16 protein-coding genes are annotated in these 17,498 nt (G+C 72.5%); 3 read left to right on the top strand and 13 right to left on the bottom strand.

The genetic code is table 11. The annotated features are described in order from the left end of the window. Window positions 1-115: 115 nt before the first annotated feature. Together ABD981_RS05580 and ABD981_RS05575 are read right to left on the bottom strand one after the other, a co-directional pair. Window positions 116-616 carry a GNAT family N-acetyltransferase gene (locus ABD981_RS05580; RefSeq protein WP_046910501.1) on the bottom strand — a complete coding sequence of 167 codons (501 nt, stop codon included), beginning with the start codon at window positions 614-616 and terminating at the stop codon, window positions 116-118. Then, window positions 613-975, bottom strand: coding sequence for an ArsR/SmtB family transcription factor (locus ABD981_RS05575; protein ID WP_046910502.1), 363 nt, complete (start codon window positions 973-975; stop codon window positions 613-615). The genes ABD981_RS05580 and ABD981_RS05575 overlap by 4 nt, the downstream gene beginning before the upstream one ends. A 149-nt stretch (window positions 976-1,124) precedes the next feature. On the opposite strand from ABD981_RS05575, the gene ABD981_RS05570 reads away from it, so the two are divergent. Genes ABD981_RS05570 through ABD981_RS05560 form a run of 3 tightly spaced genes read left to right on the top strand, consistent with a single transcriptional unit; the run spans window position 1,125 to window position 4,138 of the window. Further along, entirely contained in the window at window positions 1,125-2,513 is a 1,389-nt protein-coding gene (locus ABD981_RS05570) for an NAD(P)-binding domain-containing protein (protein ID WP_046910503.1), read from the top strand. Continuing rightward, window positions 2,510-3,742 (top strand): MFS transporter, encoded by a 1,233-nt coding sequence (locus ABD981_RS05565; protein WP_046910504.1) that lies wholly within the window; start codon window positions 2,510-2,512, stop codon window positions 3,740-3,742. The genes ABD981_RS05570 and ABD981_RS05565 overlap by 4 nt, the downstream gene beginning before the upstream one ends. Before the next feature lie 24 nt (window positions 3,743-3,766). Continuing rightward, window positions 3,767-4,138, top strand: a complete 372-nt coding sequence (locus ABD981_RS05560) for an ArsR/SmtB family transcription factor (protein ID WP_046910505.1) — start codon at window positions 3,767-3,769, stop codon at window positions 4,136-4,138. Window positions 4,139-4,203: 65 nt separating this feature from the next. Here ABD981_RS05560 and ABD981_RS05555 read toward each other — a convergent pair whose 3' ends face one another. From ABD981_RS05555 to ABD981_RS05505, 11 genes are all read right to left on the bottom strand, one after another. After that, a complete protein-coding gene (locus ABD981_RS05555) occupies window positions 4,204-5,139 on the bottom strand; it encodes a GNAT family N-acetyltransferase (RefSeq protein WP_046910506.1) in 936 nt (311 codons plus the stop codon). Then, window positions 5,136-7,472 carry a heavy metal translocating P-type ATPase gene (locus ABD981_RS05550; RefSeq protein ID WP_046910507.1) on the bottom strand — a complete coding sequence of 779 codons (2,337 nt, stop codon included), beginning with the start codon at window positions 7,470-7,472 and terminating at the stop codon, window positions 5,136-5,138. Before ABD981_RS05550 ends, ABD981_RS05555 begins: the two co-directional genes overlap by 4 nt. A 139-nt stretch (window positions 7,473-7,611) precedes the next feature. Then, window positions 7,612-7,839 (bottom strand): heavy-metal-associated domain-containing protein, encoded by a 228-nt coding sequence (locus ABD981_RS05545; RefSeq protein ID WP_046910508.1) that lies wholly within the window; start codon window positions 7,837-7,839, stop codon window positions 7,612-7,614. A 76-nt stretch (window positions 7,840-7,915) separates the two neighbouring features. Then, window positions 7,916-9,091 (bottom strand): pyridoxal phosphate-dependent aminotransferase, encoded by a 1,176-nt coding sequence (locus tag ABD981_RS05540; protein WP_046910509.1) that lies wholly within the window; start codon window positions 9,089-9,091, stop codon window positions 7,916-7,918. Between the two features lie 5 nt (window positions 9,092-9,096). Beyond that, window positions 9,097-9,636, bottom strand: coding sequence for a FixH family protein (locus ABD981_RS05535; protein ID WP_046910510.1), 540 nt, complete (start codon window positions 9,634-9,636; stop codon window positions 9,097-9,099). 40 nt (window positions 9,637-9,676) lie between these two features. Continuing rightward, the gene (locus ABD981_RS05530; RefSeq protein WP_046910511.1) at window positions 9,677-10,030 is read right to left on the bottom strand and encodes a hypothetical protein; all 354 of its coding nucleotides are present in this window, start codon (window positions 10,028-10,030) and stop codon (window positions 9,677-9,679) included. Next, window positions 10,023-11,948 (bottom strand): ABC transporter ATP-binding protein, encoded by a 1,926-nt coding sequence (locus ABD981_RS05525; RefSeq protein WP_046910512.1) that lies wholly within the window; start codon window positions 11,946-11,948, stop codon window positions 10,023-10,025. Before ABD981_RS05525 ends, ABD981_RS05530 begins: the two co-directional genes overlap by 8 nt. Further along, window positions 11,945-13,636 (bottom strand): ABC transporter ATP-binding protein, encoded by a 1,692-nt coding sequence (locus ABD981_RS05520; protein WP_046910513.1) that lies wholly within the window; start codon window positions 13,634-13,636, stop codon window positions 11,945-11,947. Before ABD981_RS05520 ends, ABD981_RS05525 begins: the two co-directional genes overlap by 4 nt. A gap of 296 nt (window positions 13,637-13,932) precedes the next feature. Further along, on the bottom strand, window positions 13,933-15,180 hold the full coding sequence (locus ABD981_RS05515; RefSeq protein ID WP_046910514.1) for an ATP-grasp domain-containing protein: 1,248 nt from the start codon (window positions 15,178-15,180) through the stop codon (window positions 13,933-13,935). Window positions 15,181-15,191: 11 nt separating this feature from the next. Continuing rightward, window positions 15,192-16,370, bottom strand: coding sequence for an ATP-grasp domain-containing protein (locus ABD981_RS05510; protein WP_240495398.1), 1,179 nt, complete (start codon window positions 16,368-16,370; stop codon window positions 15,192-15,194). Further along, window positions 16,370-17,497, bottom strand: a complete 1,128-nt coding sequence (locus tag ABD981_RS05505) for a GNAT family N-acetyltransferase (RefSeq protein ID WP_046910538.1) — start codon at window positions 17,495-17,497, stop codon at window positions 16,370-16,372. The genes ABD981_RS05510 and ABD981_RS05505 overlap by 1 nt, the downstream gene beginning before the upstream one ends. Window position 17,498 lies beyond the last annotated feature (1 nt).

Below are 17,498 nucleotides of genomic sequence, written 5' to 3'. Positions count from 1 at the left end.
ACGTCGAAGCAAGCACGTCAGGGTGGCTGTCTGGCACAGGCTTTTCGGCCTGTTCACCGCACCCGTCACACCGGAGGGCGACGGCCGGCCCGCTGCGGCGTTCACGTGCGGACGATCAGTCGACGCGGGAGCTGCGGCGCTCGACGAGGGTCACGTCCCTCCACACCCCGTGGTGGCGCCCGATCCGCTCGCGGGTCCCGATGACCCGGAACCCGGCCCGCGCGTGAACGGCGAGACTGGCGGCGTTCTCGGGGAAGATGCCGGACTGGATCGTCCAGACCCCCGCCGCCTCCGTCGAGGCGATCAGCGCCTCCAGCAGGGCGGAGGCGACTCCCCTCCCCCGCGCTTCGGGGTGCACGTAGACGGAGTGCTCGACCACGCCCGCGTACGCACCCCGGTCGGACACCTTGGACACGGCGACCCAGCCGAGCACGCGTCCGGCCTCGTCGAGCGCGGCGAAGCGGTGCTCGGGCAGCCTGGACGCGTCGAAGCGCTCCCAGGCGGGGGCGGCGGTCTCGAACGTCGCGTCGCCCCCGTCGATGCCGGCCTGATAGATCGCGACGACCTCCCGCGCGTGGGCCGCCGTGAGCGGCACCACGCGCACCGGCGCGTTCACGCCGCCGCGGCCTGGGTCAGCAACGCCCCCATCGCCGCGAGGACGGCGGGCTCGACGCGGTAGTACACCCAGGTGCCGCGCCGCTCGGAGGACAGCAGCCCCGCCTCCTTCAGCTTCTTCAGGTGGTGGGAGACCGTGGGCTGGGAGACGCCGACGTCGGAGATGTCGCAGACGCACGCCTCACCCCCCTCGTGCGAGGCGACGGCCGAGAACAGCCGCAGCCGGACCGGATCGCCGAGCGCTTTGAACATGACCGCGGTCCGCTCGGCCTCCTCGGCCGTCAGGGGACGCTCGGCGAGCGGCGGGCAGCACGGCTCGACCTCGGGGTCCAGGACGGGAAGCGCCTTCACATTCGACATACGTCTATGTTGACACACGTCGAACCAATGGGGAGGGGCCCCGGGACCCCCTCCCGGAATCGACGTCTGTCTATGTTGACGACCATCGATTCAGGTGCCATTCTGAGAGCAAGAGATCGACGGTTGTCGAAGTAACAAAGGGGACCCCCGTGAACGCCAACGCCACCGAGCAGCTGCCCGTCATCGTGATCGGTGCCGGGCCGGCCGGTCTGGCCGCCGCCGCCCACCTCGTCGACCGCGGCATCGACCCGCTCGTCCTCGAAGCCGGAGCGACCGCCGGCGCCGCCGTCCGCGAGTGGGCCCACGTGCGGCTCTTCTCGACGTGGAGCGAGGTCACCGACCCGGCGGCCGAGAAGCTCCTGGCGCCGACCGGCTGGGTGAAGCCCGACGCGACGACCTACCCGACGGGCGGCGACTGGGCCGGGCGGTACCTGCAGCCGCTCGCCGACGCCCTCGGCGAGCGCGTCCGCACCGGGGCCCGGGTCACCGGCGTCTCCCGCGTCGGGCGCGACCGCGTCGTCGACGCCGAGCGTGAGACGCAGCCGTTCACGGTGCACGTCCGGTACGCGGACGGGCGTGAGGAGCGGATCCTCGCCCGCGCCGTCATCGACGCGTCCGGCACCTGGGCCGCACCCAGCCCGGCCGGCGCCGACGGCCTTGCCGCACTCGGCGAGAAGGCGGCGGCCGACCGCGTCTCCTACCGCGTCCCCGACCTGAACGACCCCTCCGCCCGCGCCCGTTACGCCGGGAAGCGCACCGCCGTCATCGGCTCCGGCGCCTCCGCCTTCACCGCCCTGGCCCTCCTCGCGGAGCTCGCGAAGTCGAAGGACGGCGCCGGTACGCACGCCACCTGGATCCTGCGCCGGGGCATCTCCGGCTCCACCTTCGGCGGCGGCACCGCCGACCAGCTCCCCGCCCGCGGCGCCCTCGGACTCGCCGCCAAGGCCGCCGTCGACGAAGGCCACGCCGACGCCGTCACCGGCTTCCGCACCGGCGCCATCGAGCGCGACGGCGAGCGGCTCGTGCTGGTGGCGGAGGACGGGCGCCGCCTCGACCCGGTCGACGAGGTCATCGTCCTGACCGGCTTCCGCCCCGACCTGACCTTCCTCGGCGAGCTCCGCCTCGGCCTCGACGAGCGCCTCCAGGCTCCCGTCGAGCTGGCTCCGCTGATCGACCCCAACCAGCACTCCTGCGGCACCGTCTACCCGCACGGCGTGAAGGAGCTCTCCCACCCCGAGCAGGGCTTCCACCTCGTCGGCATGAAGTCCTACGGGCGGGCGCCGACGTTCCTCGCCCTGACCGGCTACGAGCAGGTCCGCTCCGTGGTCGCCGCCCTCGCCGGCGACCACGAGGCCGCCGAGCGCGTCGAACTCGTCCTCCCCGAGACCGGCGTCTGCGGCGGGGCGGGCCTCTTCGACCAGCCGGTCACCGACGAGGCGTCCGCCGGAGGGACGTCCGACGGCGGCGGCTGCTGCGGTCCCGCCCCGGAGCTGATCCAGCTCGGCACCACCGCCCCGGCGTCCTCCTGCGGCTCGTGACCGACCTCGACGCCCGTACGAGCGGGGCCGCGACCGGATCCGTGAACCGGTCGCGGCCCCGCGCCGTGCTGCCCGCGCTGTGCGCCACCCAGATCACCGGCTGGGGCGTCGTCTATTACGCCTTCCCCGTCCTCAACCCGCAGATCACAGCGGCCACCGGCTGGTCCACCTCGGCCACCACGGCGGCCTTCTCCCTCGCGCTCGTCGTCTCCGGCATCGCCGGGATCCGTGTCGGCCGCGTCCTGGACCGCCGCGGCCCCCGCACGGTCATGACCGCCGGCTCGGCCACGGGCGTCGTCAGCCTGGTCGTCGTGGCCCTGGCCCCCAGCCTGCCGGTGTTCCTCGTCGGCTGGATCCTGGCCGGGTTCGCCATGGCGGCGACCTTCTACCCGCCCGCGTTCGCCGCCCTCACCCGCTGGTGGGCCCCCGACCACGTCCGCGCGCTCACCATCGTCACCCTCGCCGGCGGCCTGGCCTCCACCGTCTTCGCGCCCCTGACCGCCGCCCTCGCCCAGCACCTGACCTGGCGGGCGACCTACCTCGTGCTCGCCGCGATCCTCGCCGCCGTCACGATCCCCGCCCACGCCTTCGCCCTCAAGGCACCCTGGCCGGCGGCTCCGACCGCACCCGCCCACACCGACGGGACGCCGAAGGCCGTCGCCCGAAGCCGCCCCTTCCTGCTGCTCGCCCTCGCGTTCACCCTCTCGGCGTTCGCGATGTACGCGGTCGTCTTCTCCCTCGTACCCCTCCTGCTCGAACGCGGCTACACCACCGGCCAGGCGGCCTGGGCCCTCGGCCTCGGCGGCGCCGGCCAGACCCTCGGCCGCACCCTCTACGCCGCCCTCGCCCGCCACACCGCCACCACCCCCCGCACCGCCGCCCTCATCGCCCTCGGGGCCCTGACCACCGCCGCCCTGGCCCTCGCCCCAGGGCCGTACGCGCTGCTGGTCCTCATGTCGGTCGCGGCCGGGGTGGTCCGCGGCAACCTGACCCTCCTCCAGGCCACCGCCATCACCGACCGCTGGGGAACCACCCACTACGGCAGGCTCTCCGGCATCCTCGGCGCACCCGCCATGACGGTGTCCGCCCTCGCGCCGTTCGCCACGGCCCTGCTCGCGCCTCCCCTCGGCGGCACACCCCAACTCTTCGGCGCGCTGGCCGCGTTCGGGGCCGTCGCGGCGCTCGTCGCCCTGGGGACCTCGGTCCGGCCGAATCCATTGCGGCCGTGATTCGACACATGCAAAAATAGAAGAATGTCGAACCTGAGTGCGGTTCCCGAGGTCGCCCTTCCCCCGCAGGGGGTCGTGCCCTGTTGTTCTCCGCTCACCTCGGCGGAGCTCTCGACGCTGGACGCCGAGCGACTGGCCAACCTCTTCAAGGCACTCTCCGACCCCGTCCGGCTGCGGCTGCTCTCCCGCGTGGCCTCCCACCCCGCGGGCGAGGCCTGCGTCTGCGACATCGCGGACGTGGGCGTCTCCCAGCCGACGGTCTCCCACCACCTCAAGAAGCTGCGCGAGGCGGGTCTGCTCACCTCCCAGCGCCGGCGTACCTGGGTGTACTACCGGATCGACCCGAGCGTCCTGGCCGCCCTGGCATCCCTCCTGAACTCGTCCGCCCGCTCCTGACGTCACGCGGACGTGGAGCGGGCGGGCGCCGTGTACGGGGATGGCCACGGCGCCCGCCCGCGGTCTCAGGCGGGGCGGATGCCGTGCACGGTCGTGCCGGCGAGACCGACGCCCCGGAAGGGCCGGACGTCCGGTTCCTCGGACGAGGTGAAGAGGTTCAGCCAGAGCGGCGCGGCCACGGCCTCCCGCTCCCCCGCCACCGGCGCGTAGGACAACAGCAGCGTCGGGTCGGAGAGTTCGACGAGCCGGACCACCCGATCGGCCTGGTGCGAACCGCTGCCGGGCTCGACGAGCTGCCCCGGCACCGCGCCGAAGCCGAGCCGCGACTTGAATCCGAAGAGGCCCGCGTTGCCCACGTGGCCGTAGAGGTTGATGTCACGCCCGAGGGTGGCCCAGCGACGACCGCGGAGCCGTGCCTCGCGCAGCGTCTCGCCGTACAGGACGCGGGAGAGGCTGTCACCACGCTGACCCGCGGTCACGGCCGAGAACCGGGCCCGCATCTCGTCGTTCGCCGGCAGGTCCTGGTTCAGGCACGCGCCCACCAGGACCTCCCCCGCGCGGACGGTGACGACCCGGTACGTCCCGGCCTCCGCCAGGATGTTCGCGCGCTGCCGGACCGCGACGGCCCAGCCGTTGCGCATCTCGGCGACCTGGCGTGCGTACAGCTCCAGGAACTCGTCGAGCAGCGGGACGGTCAGCGGTTCCGTGGTGACCCGGAGTCCGGCCGCCTCCGCCTTGCGGTAGGCGGACCGGATGTCGTAGCGGTCCTTCCCCGACAGGGCGGCGAGGTACTCCTCCTCCGACGTCCGCGCCTCCGCACGCCACATGACGACCTGGGGCTTCGGCAGGAAGCCGGCCTCCCTGAGCAGGGGCCAGGAGTCCGCGGGCGGGTCCTGGACCCTGACGAGGTCCACCTCCTGCTCGTACGCCCGCCACGTCCCGTCCAGCGCCTGATCGACGTCGACGAGTGCCATCGGCAGGCCCAGGGAGTCGACGATCACGAGGCCGGCGCCGGGGTGGGCTGCGCGGGGACCGCGAATCCGGTCCCCGCCTTCTCGTCCTGCTTCCGTGAGGCCGACTTGAACCCGCGCAGTCGCAGGCTGTTGGTGACCACGAAGATGCTGGAGAGCGCCATGGCGGCACCCGCGATCATCGGGTTCAGCACGCCCGAGGCCGCGAGCGGAATGCCGGCGAGGTTGTAGACGAACGCCCAGAACAGGTTGCCCTTGATCGTCCCGAGGGTCCGCCGCGAGAGCCGGACCGCGTCGGCCGCGTCGCGCAGGTCCCCCCGTACGAGGGTGATGTCGCTCGCCTCGATGGCGGCGTCGGTGCCGCCGCCGACGGCGATGCCGAGGTCGGCCTGGGCGAGCGCGGCCGCGTCGTTGATGCCGTCGCCGACCATGGCGACGTTGCGGCCCTCGTCCTGGAGGCGGCGTACGACGGCCGCCTTGTCCTGCGGCAGGACCTCCGCCTCGACCTCGGTGATGCCCATCTCGTCGGCGATGCGGCGTGCCGCGCCCTTGCTGTCACCCGTCAGCAGGATGGGGCGAAGCCCCAGGCTACGCATCTCGTCGATGGCGGCGCGGCTGGTGGGCTTGGCCTCGTCGGCGACGAGCAGCAGCCCGCGCAGGCGCCCGTCCCAGCCGACACCCACCGGTGTGTGCCCGCTGCCCTCGATCTCGGCGAGGCGGCTGCGGAGCGAGTCCGGGGTGGTCATCCGTTCACCCACCCAGCCCGGGCGGCCGACCATGATCTCCCGGTCTGCGACCGTGCCCACGACGCCGAAGCCGGCACTCGCCTTGAAGTCCGCGACCGCGGGGAGGTCCGAGGTCACCCCGGCGGCGGCCGTCGTGACGGCCCTGGCGATGGGGTGTTCGGAGGAGTGCTCCAGTGCTCCGGCGAGGGTCAGCAGCTCGTCGCGGTCCGTACCCTCGGCGCAGACCGTCTCGACGAGCCGCATCGTGCCCGTGGTGACCGTGCCGGTCTTGTCCAGGAGGACCGTGTCGATCCTGCGGGTGGACTCCAGGACCTGGGGTCCCCTGATCACGATGCCGAGCTGCGCGCCGCGGCCCGTGCCGACCAGGAGGGCGGTGGGCGTGGCGAGTCCGAGGGAGCACGGACACGCCACGACGAGGACGGCCACGGCCGCGGTGAGCGCGACCGCCGCGTCTCCCCCGTTGCCGATCCAGAAGCCGCCGACGCAGACGGCGAGGGCGACGACCACGGGCACGAAGACGGCGGCGATGCTGTCGGCGAGGCGCTGGACGGGTGCCTTGCCCGCCTGGGCTTCGGAGACGAGCCGGCTGATGTGGGCGAGCTGCGTGTCGGCACCGACCCGCTCGGCACGGACCGTGAGACGGCCGTTGACGTTGACGGTGGCTCCGACGACGCCGTCCCCGGCGGACACCTCCACGGGGACGCTCTCCCCGGTCAGCATCGACGCGTCGACCGCGGACGTGCCCTCGACGACGACGCCGTCGGTGGCGACCTTCTCCCCCGGCCGGACCACGAACAGGTCCCCGACGCGGAGTTCACCGATGGGGACGGTGACCTCCCGCCCGGCGCGCAGCGCGGTGACGTCCTTCGCCCCGAGTTCGAGCAGGGCGCGTACGGCTCCTCGGGCGCGGTGCTTGGAGCGGTGCTCCGCGTAGCGGCCGACGAGGACGAAGAGCGTGAGGGAGGTGGCCACTTCGAGGTAGATGTGGTGCAGCCCCTGGCCCGGGGTGGGGGTCATCAGGAAGGGCATCCGCATGCCGGTGATGCCCGCGTAGCCGAAGAACAGGGCGTACAGCGACCAGCCGAAGGAGGCGAGGACTCCGAGGGAGACCAGGGTGTCCATGGTGCCGCCGGCCTGCTTGAGGTTCTTCCAGGCGGCCGTGTGGAACGGCGAGGCTCCCCAGACCGCGACCGGAGCGGCGAGGGTGAGCGAGAGCCACTGCCAGTTGTCGAACTGCAGCGGAGGGATCATGGCCATGGCGATGACCGGGACGGTGAGGGCGAGGCAGACGAGGATGCGGCGGCGCATGACGCCGAGTTCTCGTTCGGCCGCCTCCTCCGCGGTCTCGCGGGTCTCGGACTCGGCCGGAGCCGGAGCGTGCACCGGCGGCGGGAGGACGGCGGTGTAGCCCATCTTCTCGACGGTGCCGATGAGTTCGTCGACCGTGTGCCGGTCGTCGAAGCTGACGTGGGCGCGTTCGAGGGCGAAGTTGACCTCGGCGGTCACGCCTTCGAGCCGGTTGAGCTTCTTCTCGATCCGGGCTGAGCAGGCACCGCAGGTCATGCCGCCGATGTCGAGCGTGACCACGGCCGGTGCCGTCGTGGCAGTGCCTGCCATGACTGCGTACTCCTTTGCGGAAGGCGGATGGGGTGTCGCGGAGAGTGCTAGAGAGGCGGCAGGACGCCGCCCAGCAGGTACGAGACGCCGAAGCAGGCGACGAGGCCGACGGCGAAGAGGACCAGCTTGGCGGGCGGATTCACGCGGCCGTTCCGGCGAACTCGTAGCCCGTGCGCTCGACGGCGGTCCGGACCGTGCCGTGGTCAAGGTCTCCGGGGGTGGTGACGGTGACGTGGCCGCTCTTGTGGTCGACGACGACCTCGGCGCCCTCGCCGAGGTCCGTCTCGATCGCGGTACGGATGCGCTTGGCGCAGCCGCCGCAGGTCATGCCGCGGACCTCGAAGACGGTGGCGGTGCTGCTGCTCATGGGGTACTCCGTTCGTCGGGGGGAATCCCGGGGGTCCGAGGGGGTGCGGGAGAGGTTCTGGGGAACTCGGTCGAATTCAGAGGGACTTGAGATGCGCGCCGATGCGCTGCAGTGCCTGGGAGATGTCTTCCGTGCCGACCGCGTACGACAGGCGCACGTGGTCCGGGGCAGCGAAGTCCCGCCCCGGCATGACCGCCACACCGGTGTGTTCGAGCAGTTCGCGGGCGACGGTCCCGGCGTCGTCGTCGGGGCGGGTGTAGAGGCCCCGTACGTCGACGAAGGCGAAGAAGCCGCCCTGGGGTGGTGCGGCCAGGCGCAGCGGCGGCAGGGCGGCGAGGCCGTCCCGCATCAGCGCACGGCGGACGTTGAGCTCCTCCGCCCTGCGGGCGAGCTCCTCGTCCGTGTCGCCGGTCAGCGCGGCGAGCGCCGCGTACTGGGAGATCGAGGACGGGGCGGAGCTGGTGTGGCCCTGGACGGCGGCGAGTGCGGCGGCCACCGGCTCGGGGGCCGCGGCGAAGCCGATCCGCCACCCGGTCATCGCGTACGTCTTGGAGAAGCCGCCGATGGTGACCGTGCGCTCGGCGACCTCGGGCCCGAGGGAGGCGACGCTGGTGAAGGCGGCGCCCTCGTGGACGAGGTCCCCGTAGATCTCGTCGCTGACGATGACGAGGTCGCGTTCGACGGCGACCCTCGCCAGCGCTTCGAGCTCCGTACGCTCGTAGACCACTCCGGTGGGATTCGAGGGGCTGTTGAGCAGTACGACCCGCGTCCGTGGGGTGAGGTGCGCCCTCAGGGTCTCGGGGGTGAGCTTGAATCCGGTGCCGGTGGTGTCCACGACGACCGGGACGGCCCCGGCCAGCGCGATCATGTGCGGGAAGCTCACCCAGTACGGGGCCGGGAGCAGCACCTCGTCGCCGGGCTCGCACAGCACGGTGAAGACCTGGGCGAGCGCCTGCTTGGCGCCGTTGGTGGTGACGATCTGCGCCGGTTCGTAGGCGCTGCCCCAGTGGGAGGCCAGGCGCCGGGCGATGGCCTCGCGAAGGGGGCCGATGCCGGCGACCGGGGTGTAGCGGGTGTGTCCCGCGGCGATCGCCCGTCTGGCTCCCTCGGCCGCCTGGTCGGGGGTCGGGAAGTCGAGTTCGCCGCCGGTGAGGTTGATGATGTCGGCGCCGTCCGCCTGCAGGGCCTTGACGTGGGCGTCCAGGGCTGCGGTGCTGGAGGCGGGCAGGTTCCGCGCGCGGTTGCTGAGCACGGGCCCTATTCCGCCTTCACGTCGAACGCCGCGGAGGCCGCCGTGCCGGAGGCCGGCGTGACGACGACCGTGACCAGCCAGTCGCCGGGCATGCCCAGCACCAGCTTGGCCTCGTAGGCATCGCCGTTCGCGGTGGCCGACTGGTTGCCGCCCTTCATCTTCATGTTGGGCATCTCGGGGTTGATCTCGACCTTGGCGCCCTCGACGGCCTTGCCCGCCGCGTCCTTGACGGTGATCGTGGCGGTGCCCGCCGCGCCGCCGCCCTTGGCCGGACAGGGGCTGACCTCGAGGGTGACCTCGAGGCCCGCCTCGGTCCTGGTCCCGGTGCAGCCGGCGTCGAGCTTCGTGCCGCTGCCGGTACCGCCTCCGGCGGCGGCCGACGAGGGGCTGCAGCCGGTCATGCCGGCCATGAGGACGACGCCGGCCAGGGCGACGCCCACCACGGACGCCGGGCGCGCCGCTCCCTCGCGGGTGCGGGGCCGGGCCCGCCGCGGCGCTTCCGTGTCCTGCGCCGCAGGCTCGGTGGTGGTCGTGCGCCAGGTCATCTGTCCTCCTTCGGACGGGGCGGGTGGGGGTGGGGGTGGGTCAGCCGCAGCAGGACGACTTCTTCGCGGGCGCGGCGGCCGCCGCGGCGGGGGCGGCCTCGGCCGCGGGCTTCGGGCCGCAGCAGGACGACGCCTTCGGCGCCGGTGCCTTCTCGGCCGTGCCGGCCGTGTCGGCGGCGGGCTTGGGGCCGCAGCACGAGGCCTTCTTCGGCGCCTCGGCCTGCTCGGCCTTCGGCTTCGTGTCGGTCGCGTCGGCCGTCGCGGGCTTCTCCGGCGTCGCGGCGGCCGGCTTCGGGCCGCAGCAGGACGACGCCTTCGGCGCCTCGACGGTGGCCGCCGGGGCGGTCCCCTGGGCGGCGGTCCAGAACATGCTTCCGAGGGTGGTGTCAGACATGGGCGTTGTCCTTTCCGGTGGTGTTCTTGCGGGCGCGGCCCTCCTGGGCCTGGCACAGTTCGGTGAGCCGTCCGCCCGCGGTGAGCAGTTCGACGGGGCGGCCCGACTCGACGATGCGCCCCTCCTCCAGGACGAAGACCTGGTCCAGGTCCTCGACGAGGGTCAGCCAGTGGGCGACGACGATGGCGGTACGGCCTTCGAGGAGGCGGCGGATCGCCGCGAAGACCACGCGCTGGCGGTCCGGGTCGACGCTGGAGATGGCCTCGTCGAGGACGATGACGCGCGGGTCGGCGAGCATGGCGCGGGCCAGGGCGATGATCTGGCGCTCTCCCACCGACAGGCGCGAACCCCGCTCCCCCACGCGGGTGCGGTAGCCGTCCTTGAGCTCGGAGATGACCTCGTGCGCGCCGACCTGCCGGGCCGCCTCGATGACCTGCTCCTCGGTGGCCTCGGGCCGGCCGAAGAGGATGTTCTCGGTGACCGAGCCGTCGAAGAGCTGGGCCTCCTGGGTCACGAGGAGGACCTGGGAACGCACGGAGGCGCTGCTGATGTCGGCGAGGTCGTGTCCGTCGATGCTGACGGTGCCGCTCGTCGGGGTGTAGAGGCGGACGAGGAGCTGCATCAGGGTGCTCTTGCCCGCGCCGCTCGTCCCGACGATGCCGATGTGCTGGCCGGGTTCGGCGTGCAGCGTGATGCCGTGGAGGACGTCGGGGCCCTCCCCGTACGCGAAGGTGACGTCGTCGACGGCGACGGCTCCCTCGACCGGCGGCAGGGTGCCGGAGCCGCTCTGCTCCTCCTCCAGGTCGAGGACGTCGAGCATGCGGCGCGCGGAGGCGGCGATGTCGGACGCCTGGCCCATCTGGTTGGCGAGGTCGCGGACGGGGTTCAGCATGCGCTTGACGAACAGCGCGAACGCGGCGAGGGTGCCGGCCGCCAGGGCGGTGCCGGACGCCATGCCCATCGACGCCATCATGGTGTCGGTGCCCATGAGCATCCAGGTCATCGGCATCATGCCGGAGGCCATGTCGAAGAAGAACCCGGATCCCAGCTGGTGTCCGTTCACGATCTGCAGACCGCCGAAGAAGATCAGCAGGGACAGGGCGAGGAAGACGCTGAAGCCGAGGTGCGAGGTGAGCCACAGGCGCTTGCGCGACAGCCGGTTGTGGACCGTGCTGTATTCCTCCGAGCGGTCCCGGAGGTCGGCGAGGACCGCCTCCTCCTGGCCGAAGGCGCGGATGTCGGCGAGGCCGTCGATCCGCTGGTTGAGGTAGCCGACCACGCGGTCCCAGCCCTCGCGCTGCGCCCGGGTGTCGGGCTTGAGGCGCGCCGTCCACTTCACGGCGATCCACACCATCAGCGGGATGGTGACGAGCGTGGGCAGGGCCACCAGGGGGCTGAGCGCGAGCAGGAACACCGCGAACGCGATGAACCAGATGACGCTGTTGGTGACCTCCATCAGCGTCTTGGTCAGGAAGCCGCGGAAGCGGTTGGCCTCGAAGAGCACGCGGGTGACCCACTCGCCGCTCGCCTGGGAGACGTGCCGGGAGAGCTGGACGTTGTGCAGGCGCGCCACGAGGTCGTTGCGGATGGTGACCGTCAGGCGCTCGTTGACCCGGATCATCGCCGAGTTGTACGTGATGCGGATGACGTTCTCGAGGACGGTCAGCAGGACGAGGTTGAGCGCCGTCGAGCGGACGGCCTCCATGTCTCCGATGACGATGTGTCCGATGCCGGCCATGACCGTGTACATCACGGCGATCGTGACGACGGTGTTCACGACGGCCATGGCGGTGGCGATGGTGAGCCAGCCCCAGTTCGGGCGGAGGTAGGGAAGGAAGCGGCGGACGGCCTTGAGGAGCGTCCGGCGTGCCTCGCGGTCGTCCTCGACGGCGGGCGCCTGTGTGGACGTGGTGGTCATGAGTCCTTTCCTCCGTCCGGGCGTGCCGCGCCGGCGAGGGTGGCCGTGGCTCCCGCGGAGGGCTCCCGGGGGGCGAGGCTGATGGTCCGGTCGACGTAGTCGGAGACGGCGGGCTGCTGGGAGGCGATGACCAGGGTGCGGCCCCGGCGGACGCGGAGGACGGTCTCCAGGAGCGCGGCCTCGGTCTCGGCGTCCAGGTTGGCCGTCGGGTTGTCGAGCAGCAGGATGTCGGGGTCCACGAGCAGGACGCGGGCCAGGCCGATGCGCTGGCGCTCGCCGGCGGAGAGGTCCAGGGTGCTGGCTCCGAAGCGGCGGTCGAGGGGGATGTGGGCGAGGCCGGCGGCCTCGACCGCGTCCGCCGTCTCCTGCCGGGTGGCCTCGGGCCGGGCGAAGCGGACGTTCTCCTCCAGGGTCCCCTCGAAGATCCACTGGCGCTGCGGCAGGCAGACGATGCGGCGGCGCAGTGCCGCGGGCTCGTACGACCGGGCTTCGACGCCGTCGTACGCGACGCTGCCGGCCTCCGGGTCGCGCAGCCGGGCGAGGACGTGGAGGAGGGTGGACTTGCCGCTGCCGGTGGGGCCGGTCAGGGCGACGGCCTCACCGGGCTCCACGTGGAACTCGGCCCGGTCCAGGATGCGCCGGCCGGCGATGTCGACGTCGATGCCGGTCGCCCGGATGCCGCCCAGCGCGGGGACGTCGGTCGTGCCCTCGCGGGAGGCGATCACGGAGGGGGCGTCCATGACGCGCAGCAGGCGCTGCGCGGTGACGACGCTGCGGAAGGCTCCGTTCACGTGCATGGCGAGCATGTGGATGCTCATCTGGAACATCATGACCAGGGCGACGACGGCGACGAGGTCGCCGACCGTGCTGGTGCCGTCGAGGACCGCGTTGCCTCCGGCCCACAGGGCGATCGGGGTGGGCAGGCCGCCGACGACGTTCAGGATCGCTTCCCAGCGGCTGTACGTGCGCTTCATCTGGCCGTCGCGGGCGGTGTGCGCCTCGTTGACCTTGTTCAGGCGCTCCGAGGCGTCCGACTCGCGGCCGTAGGACTTGACGACGTTGATGTTGGCGAGGGACTCGCCGACACCGGCCAGGAGCTTGGTGAACTGGCTCTTCAGCTCGATGAAGGCCCGCTGCAGGCGGAGCTGCACGGTGAAGTTGCCGATGACGACGAAGATCAGCGGGATGCACGCGAGCAGGGTCGTGCGGGGGTCGATGACGAGCGCCGTGACGAGCATGGCGAGCATGACGAGGATCTGGTTGAGCAGTTCGAGCAGGCCGCCGTTGGTGAGGCCGCGGACGGAGACGGCGTCGGAGATGAGGCGGGTGAGCGCCCGGCCCCCGGACGCCTCGGCGACGTCGGCGGGTCCCAGGTGCATCATCTTGCGCACCAGGTCCTCGCGGAGGTCGTTGACGGCCTTGCTGGCCACGGTGAACCGGATGCGCTTGCCGTAGTGCAGCAGGGCCGTGGTGGCCACGCCGGCGGCGAGCACGCCGAGCGAGGTGACCAGCAGGGTGCTGGACTTCCCGCCCAGGATGCCGATGTCGATCGCGTACCGGGTGAGGAGGGGCACGGCGATGTTGCCCAGGAGGCCGACGAACATGATCACCGTGGCGGTGACGATCTCGCGGCGGTAGCGCAGCGGGTAGCCATAGATGAAGCGCAGCGCGCGGAGCGAGTCGTTCAACGTCGAGCCCCCTCTGATGAGTCGTGGGTGGGTGGTGGTCTCTCAGCGGGCCGCACTCCGCCGGAGTGCGGCCCGCCGTGGCGTCCCGGGTGGGGATCAGTCGCAGCAGGCGCAGGCGCAGCCGCACTCCTGGCCGTCCTCGGCCACGTCCTCGGCGCCGCTGGTCTCGCAGCAGCCCGAGCCGATCATGTCGTCAGCCATGCTTCCTCCTCCCCGAGTCTTGATTCGATAATTTCAAAAGTATCGAATCACGTGGCTGGTTGAGCGTCAACAGATCTTCCTCAAACGGAAGTTGGTCAACAGCAACTCGTGTGCGGACGGTCCACCGCCGCGTCCGCGGCGGCGTCGTCGACCAGCCGGATCGCGAGCTGCTCCCGGATCTTCGCGTAGTCGCGCTCCAGCTGCTCCAGGCTCTCGCCGGCCAGCACGATGCGACCGAAAGCGCCGCCCTTGGGGTGCTCCACGGGGAGCACGGCGTCACCCGGCTTGACGTCGAACTCGACGAACGGCGGCAGTGGGGACTCCAGGCCGCCGAGCGAACCGGCCGCCGCGGCGTCGTAGTCGATGCGCCCGCCCGCCTCGAAGACGATGCTGCGGTAGAGCCCGGCGGGCGCCTTGGGTGCCCGCGGCTCCGCACGGCGGCCGAGAGCGGCCTCGGTGGCGATGAGGCTCGGTTCGTAGCCGGTGGTGGAGCGGATCATCTCGACGGCCTGGCCGCCGGGAACCCGGGGGTTGATCTCACCGGCGCGCCAGCCGTCGGCGGTGAGGGTGAACTGGAGGGCCGCGACCCAGTCGTCGAGACCGACGGCGGCGAGGACCCGGTCCGCGAGCTCGTCGAGCTCCGCGCGCCGCGCCTCGTCGAGGCGGCTGGGGAAGAACCCCCCGACCTTGACGAAGGTCGGGGGCGGCCCGACCTCGCCCTCGACGACCCAGACGACCTGGGTGCGGCCGCCGATCCTGGTGGCGAAGACGCCGAACTCCGGTCCGGTCACGTACTCCTCGATGAGGGCGGAGTCGCGTCCCGCGGCCAGGATGTCACCGACGGCCTGCTCCACGTCCGCCCGGCTCGCGCAGTACTTGAGGCCGGCGGCACTGGAGGCGTCCCGCGGTTTGACGACGACGGGGAGGCCCAGTTCCTCCGCGGCCGCCGCTCCCTCCTCGGTGCCGGAGACCACCCGGTTGCCGGGTACGGGGACCCCCGCCCCGGCGAGCAGGCGGTGCGTCGCCGCCTTGTCGATGCAGGCGCGGGCGGCCTCTTCCGTCACGCCGTGCCCCAGCTTCAGCTCGGCGCGCAGGCGTCCGGCCAGGGGCACGAGCCGCTCGACCCCGGTGACCACGGCGTCGATGGGCCGGTCGGCGTGTGCCTGGGCGACCAGCGCGGCCACGCCGCCCCAGTCGTCGAAGTCGACCTCCAGCGGGTAGTCGGCGAGCATGACCTGCTCGATCGTCATGTTCTCCTCGGCGAACACGACGTCGTAGTCGGTGTGTTCCTTCAGCTGCTGCACGGTGCGCTGGCCGCTGAGGACGAGGACGCGAAGGGTCAAGGGACCATCACCTACTGGTTGTCTGGCTCGACGCGGAGTCGGAGCGATTCGAAGACGGCGCGGTATCTGCTCTCCAGCTCCGCCGGGTCGTCGCCGTAGACCACGATGCGGCCGTAGCTGCCGCCGTGCGGGTCGTCGACGCTGCGGACGGTGTCGCCGGGCTCGACGTCGAGCGTGACGGCGGGTGCGTCGATGCCGTCGAGGTCGTACCAGGCCCTGCCCGGGCTCTCGCTGGTCACGCACCGGTACAGGACCCTGGTCGCGGTGGGGGTGCCCCGGGTGACGGGGCGCCCGAGGGCGATCTCGGCGGCGGCCCGGGTGAGGTCGATCCCGCTGAGCCGCTCGGTGGCGGCGCACAGCTGTCCGCCGGGCGGACGTGCGGCGACGTTGACGAGGACCGGGCCGTCGGCGGTGAGCCGCACCTGGGTGTGCGAGACCGCGTGGTCGAAGCCGAGCACGGCGAGGGCGCGGGTGACGAAGGCCGCCACCTCGGCCTCCTTCTCGGTGCTGAGCCCGGAGGGGTAGTCGTACCCGGTCTCGGCCTGGCGGGGGCCGGGTCCGACGTGCTGGGCGAGAATGCCGACGACCTCGGTCCGGCCGTCGGCGGTGATGCTCTGGACGGCGTACTCCGGACCTTCGACGGCCCGTTCGACGAGGAGCGGGGCGGGACCCAGCACCGCGACGGCGCGGAGCACGTCCTCCGCGGTGCGGCACAGCAGGCTGCCCCGGCCGCCGGAGCCGCTCGCCTTCTTGACGACGACGGGCAGGCCGAGGCGCCGCGCCGCGGCGGCGGCGTCCGCCGGGTCGGCGGCCGGCAGGTGGTCGGGCACGCGCACTCCGCCGCCGGCGAGCAGCATCCGCATGCGGATCTTGTCGTGGCAGGCGAGGGCGGCCCGGAGGTCGAGGCCACGGGTCCCGAGCCGCGCGGCCAGGTAGCTGGCCAGCGGCAGGTGGGCGTCGTAGACGCTGAAGACGGCGTCGAGGGGGCGGGTGGCGTGCAGCCAGCGCAGCGCCGACTCGGCGGCGTCCCAGTCGTCGAGGTCGATGTCCAGGGGGACGTCGACCTGGCAGGCCAGGTCCAGGGGCGTGGGGTCGTCGAGCAGGACGGACCGCACGTCGAGGCGGTTGAGGACGTCGACGACGCGGCGTCCGGAGACGCACGCCACGCTCTGGCGCGTGTCGGCGTTCATCAGCAGCACCGCCTGATCATGTCGAGTTGGTCGTCGGGGCCCTGGCAGCGCTGTTCGAGGCGGCGGCAGGCGGCGTGCAGGGCCGCGCGATCGGAGCGGTCGGAGGTGTTCAGGGCGAGGTAGAGGGGAACGGGGTGGGCGCCCAGCTTGCGCTTCTCCGCGCCGTTGGAGCGGCCGAGGTCGATCGAGGTGACGTCGGTGGTGACGGCTCCCTCGATGAGCCGGGCCGCCATGGCGCGGTACGGCACGAAGGACGACAGCCGCTCCGTGTCCAGACCGGCCAGCCACATCGACCAGGTCCCGGCGAACTGCCAGCCGGCGAAGACGCCCACGGTCTCCCGCGCGGCGTCGACGGCGGTGACCGTGCGCTCGTACGGCGCCAGCCGGTGCTTGAGCGCGTAGAGGAACGCCTCGGGCAGGACGTCGGTCGGCGTGCCGCGGTCCTTGAGGATGGAGTGCACGAGGCGGACGAGTGTGGCGGCGTCCGCCGGCTCCTCCGCGACCGTGTAGCCGCGGCCCGAGACCCGGCGTTCCTTGCCCAGCTTCCGGCGGAGCCGTCCCGACTCGAAGCTCCAGTAGTCCGCGACCGACTCCGCCTCGGTGGAGCACCGGTACGAGGTGGTGATGTGCGCGGTGGCGTAGCCGTGCCTCATGAGCCGTCCGCCGAGCGCGCCCGCGGGGGCGTTGGCGACGGCCCACGTCCGTGCGCCGTTCTCCCGCGCCGTCTCCTCCAGTGCGCCGAGCAGCGAGTCGAGGGCGTCCTCGTGGCCGGGCACGGCCAGCGGTCCGCCGTCGAGTGCGGCGAGGCTGTGGGCCATGAGGACGGGGCCGCCCAGGTCGAGCTGGGCGAGCTCCGTCAGATAGGCGAGGCGCGGACAGTCGTGCACCACATAGGCCGGGCACACGCCGACGAGGACGTCGTCGCGGTACGCCAGCAGGTGGCGCGGTTCGAAGCCGCCCGGCGGGGCGTCCTCGAAGGCGGCGAGCCACTCCCACGTGTGGAAGACGGTGCCGCCCGCCTGGGCGACGACGCGGTTCCACTCCGCGCCGTCGATCGCGTGGACCGACGTCCGCAGATCGGTCCGGTACCGCCCGGTCACTGCCGCGGTGGAGTCGGTGAGGGTCATC

Source organism: Streptomyces showdoensis, from assembly GCF_039535475.1.
Lineage (GTDB): Bacteria > Actinomycetota > Actinomycetes > Streptomycetales > Streptomycetaceae > Streptomyces > Streptomyces showdoensis.
Note: the sequence above shows the minus strand (reverse complement) of the source record. Positions and strands in the feature narration are given on the sequence as shown.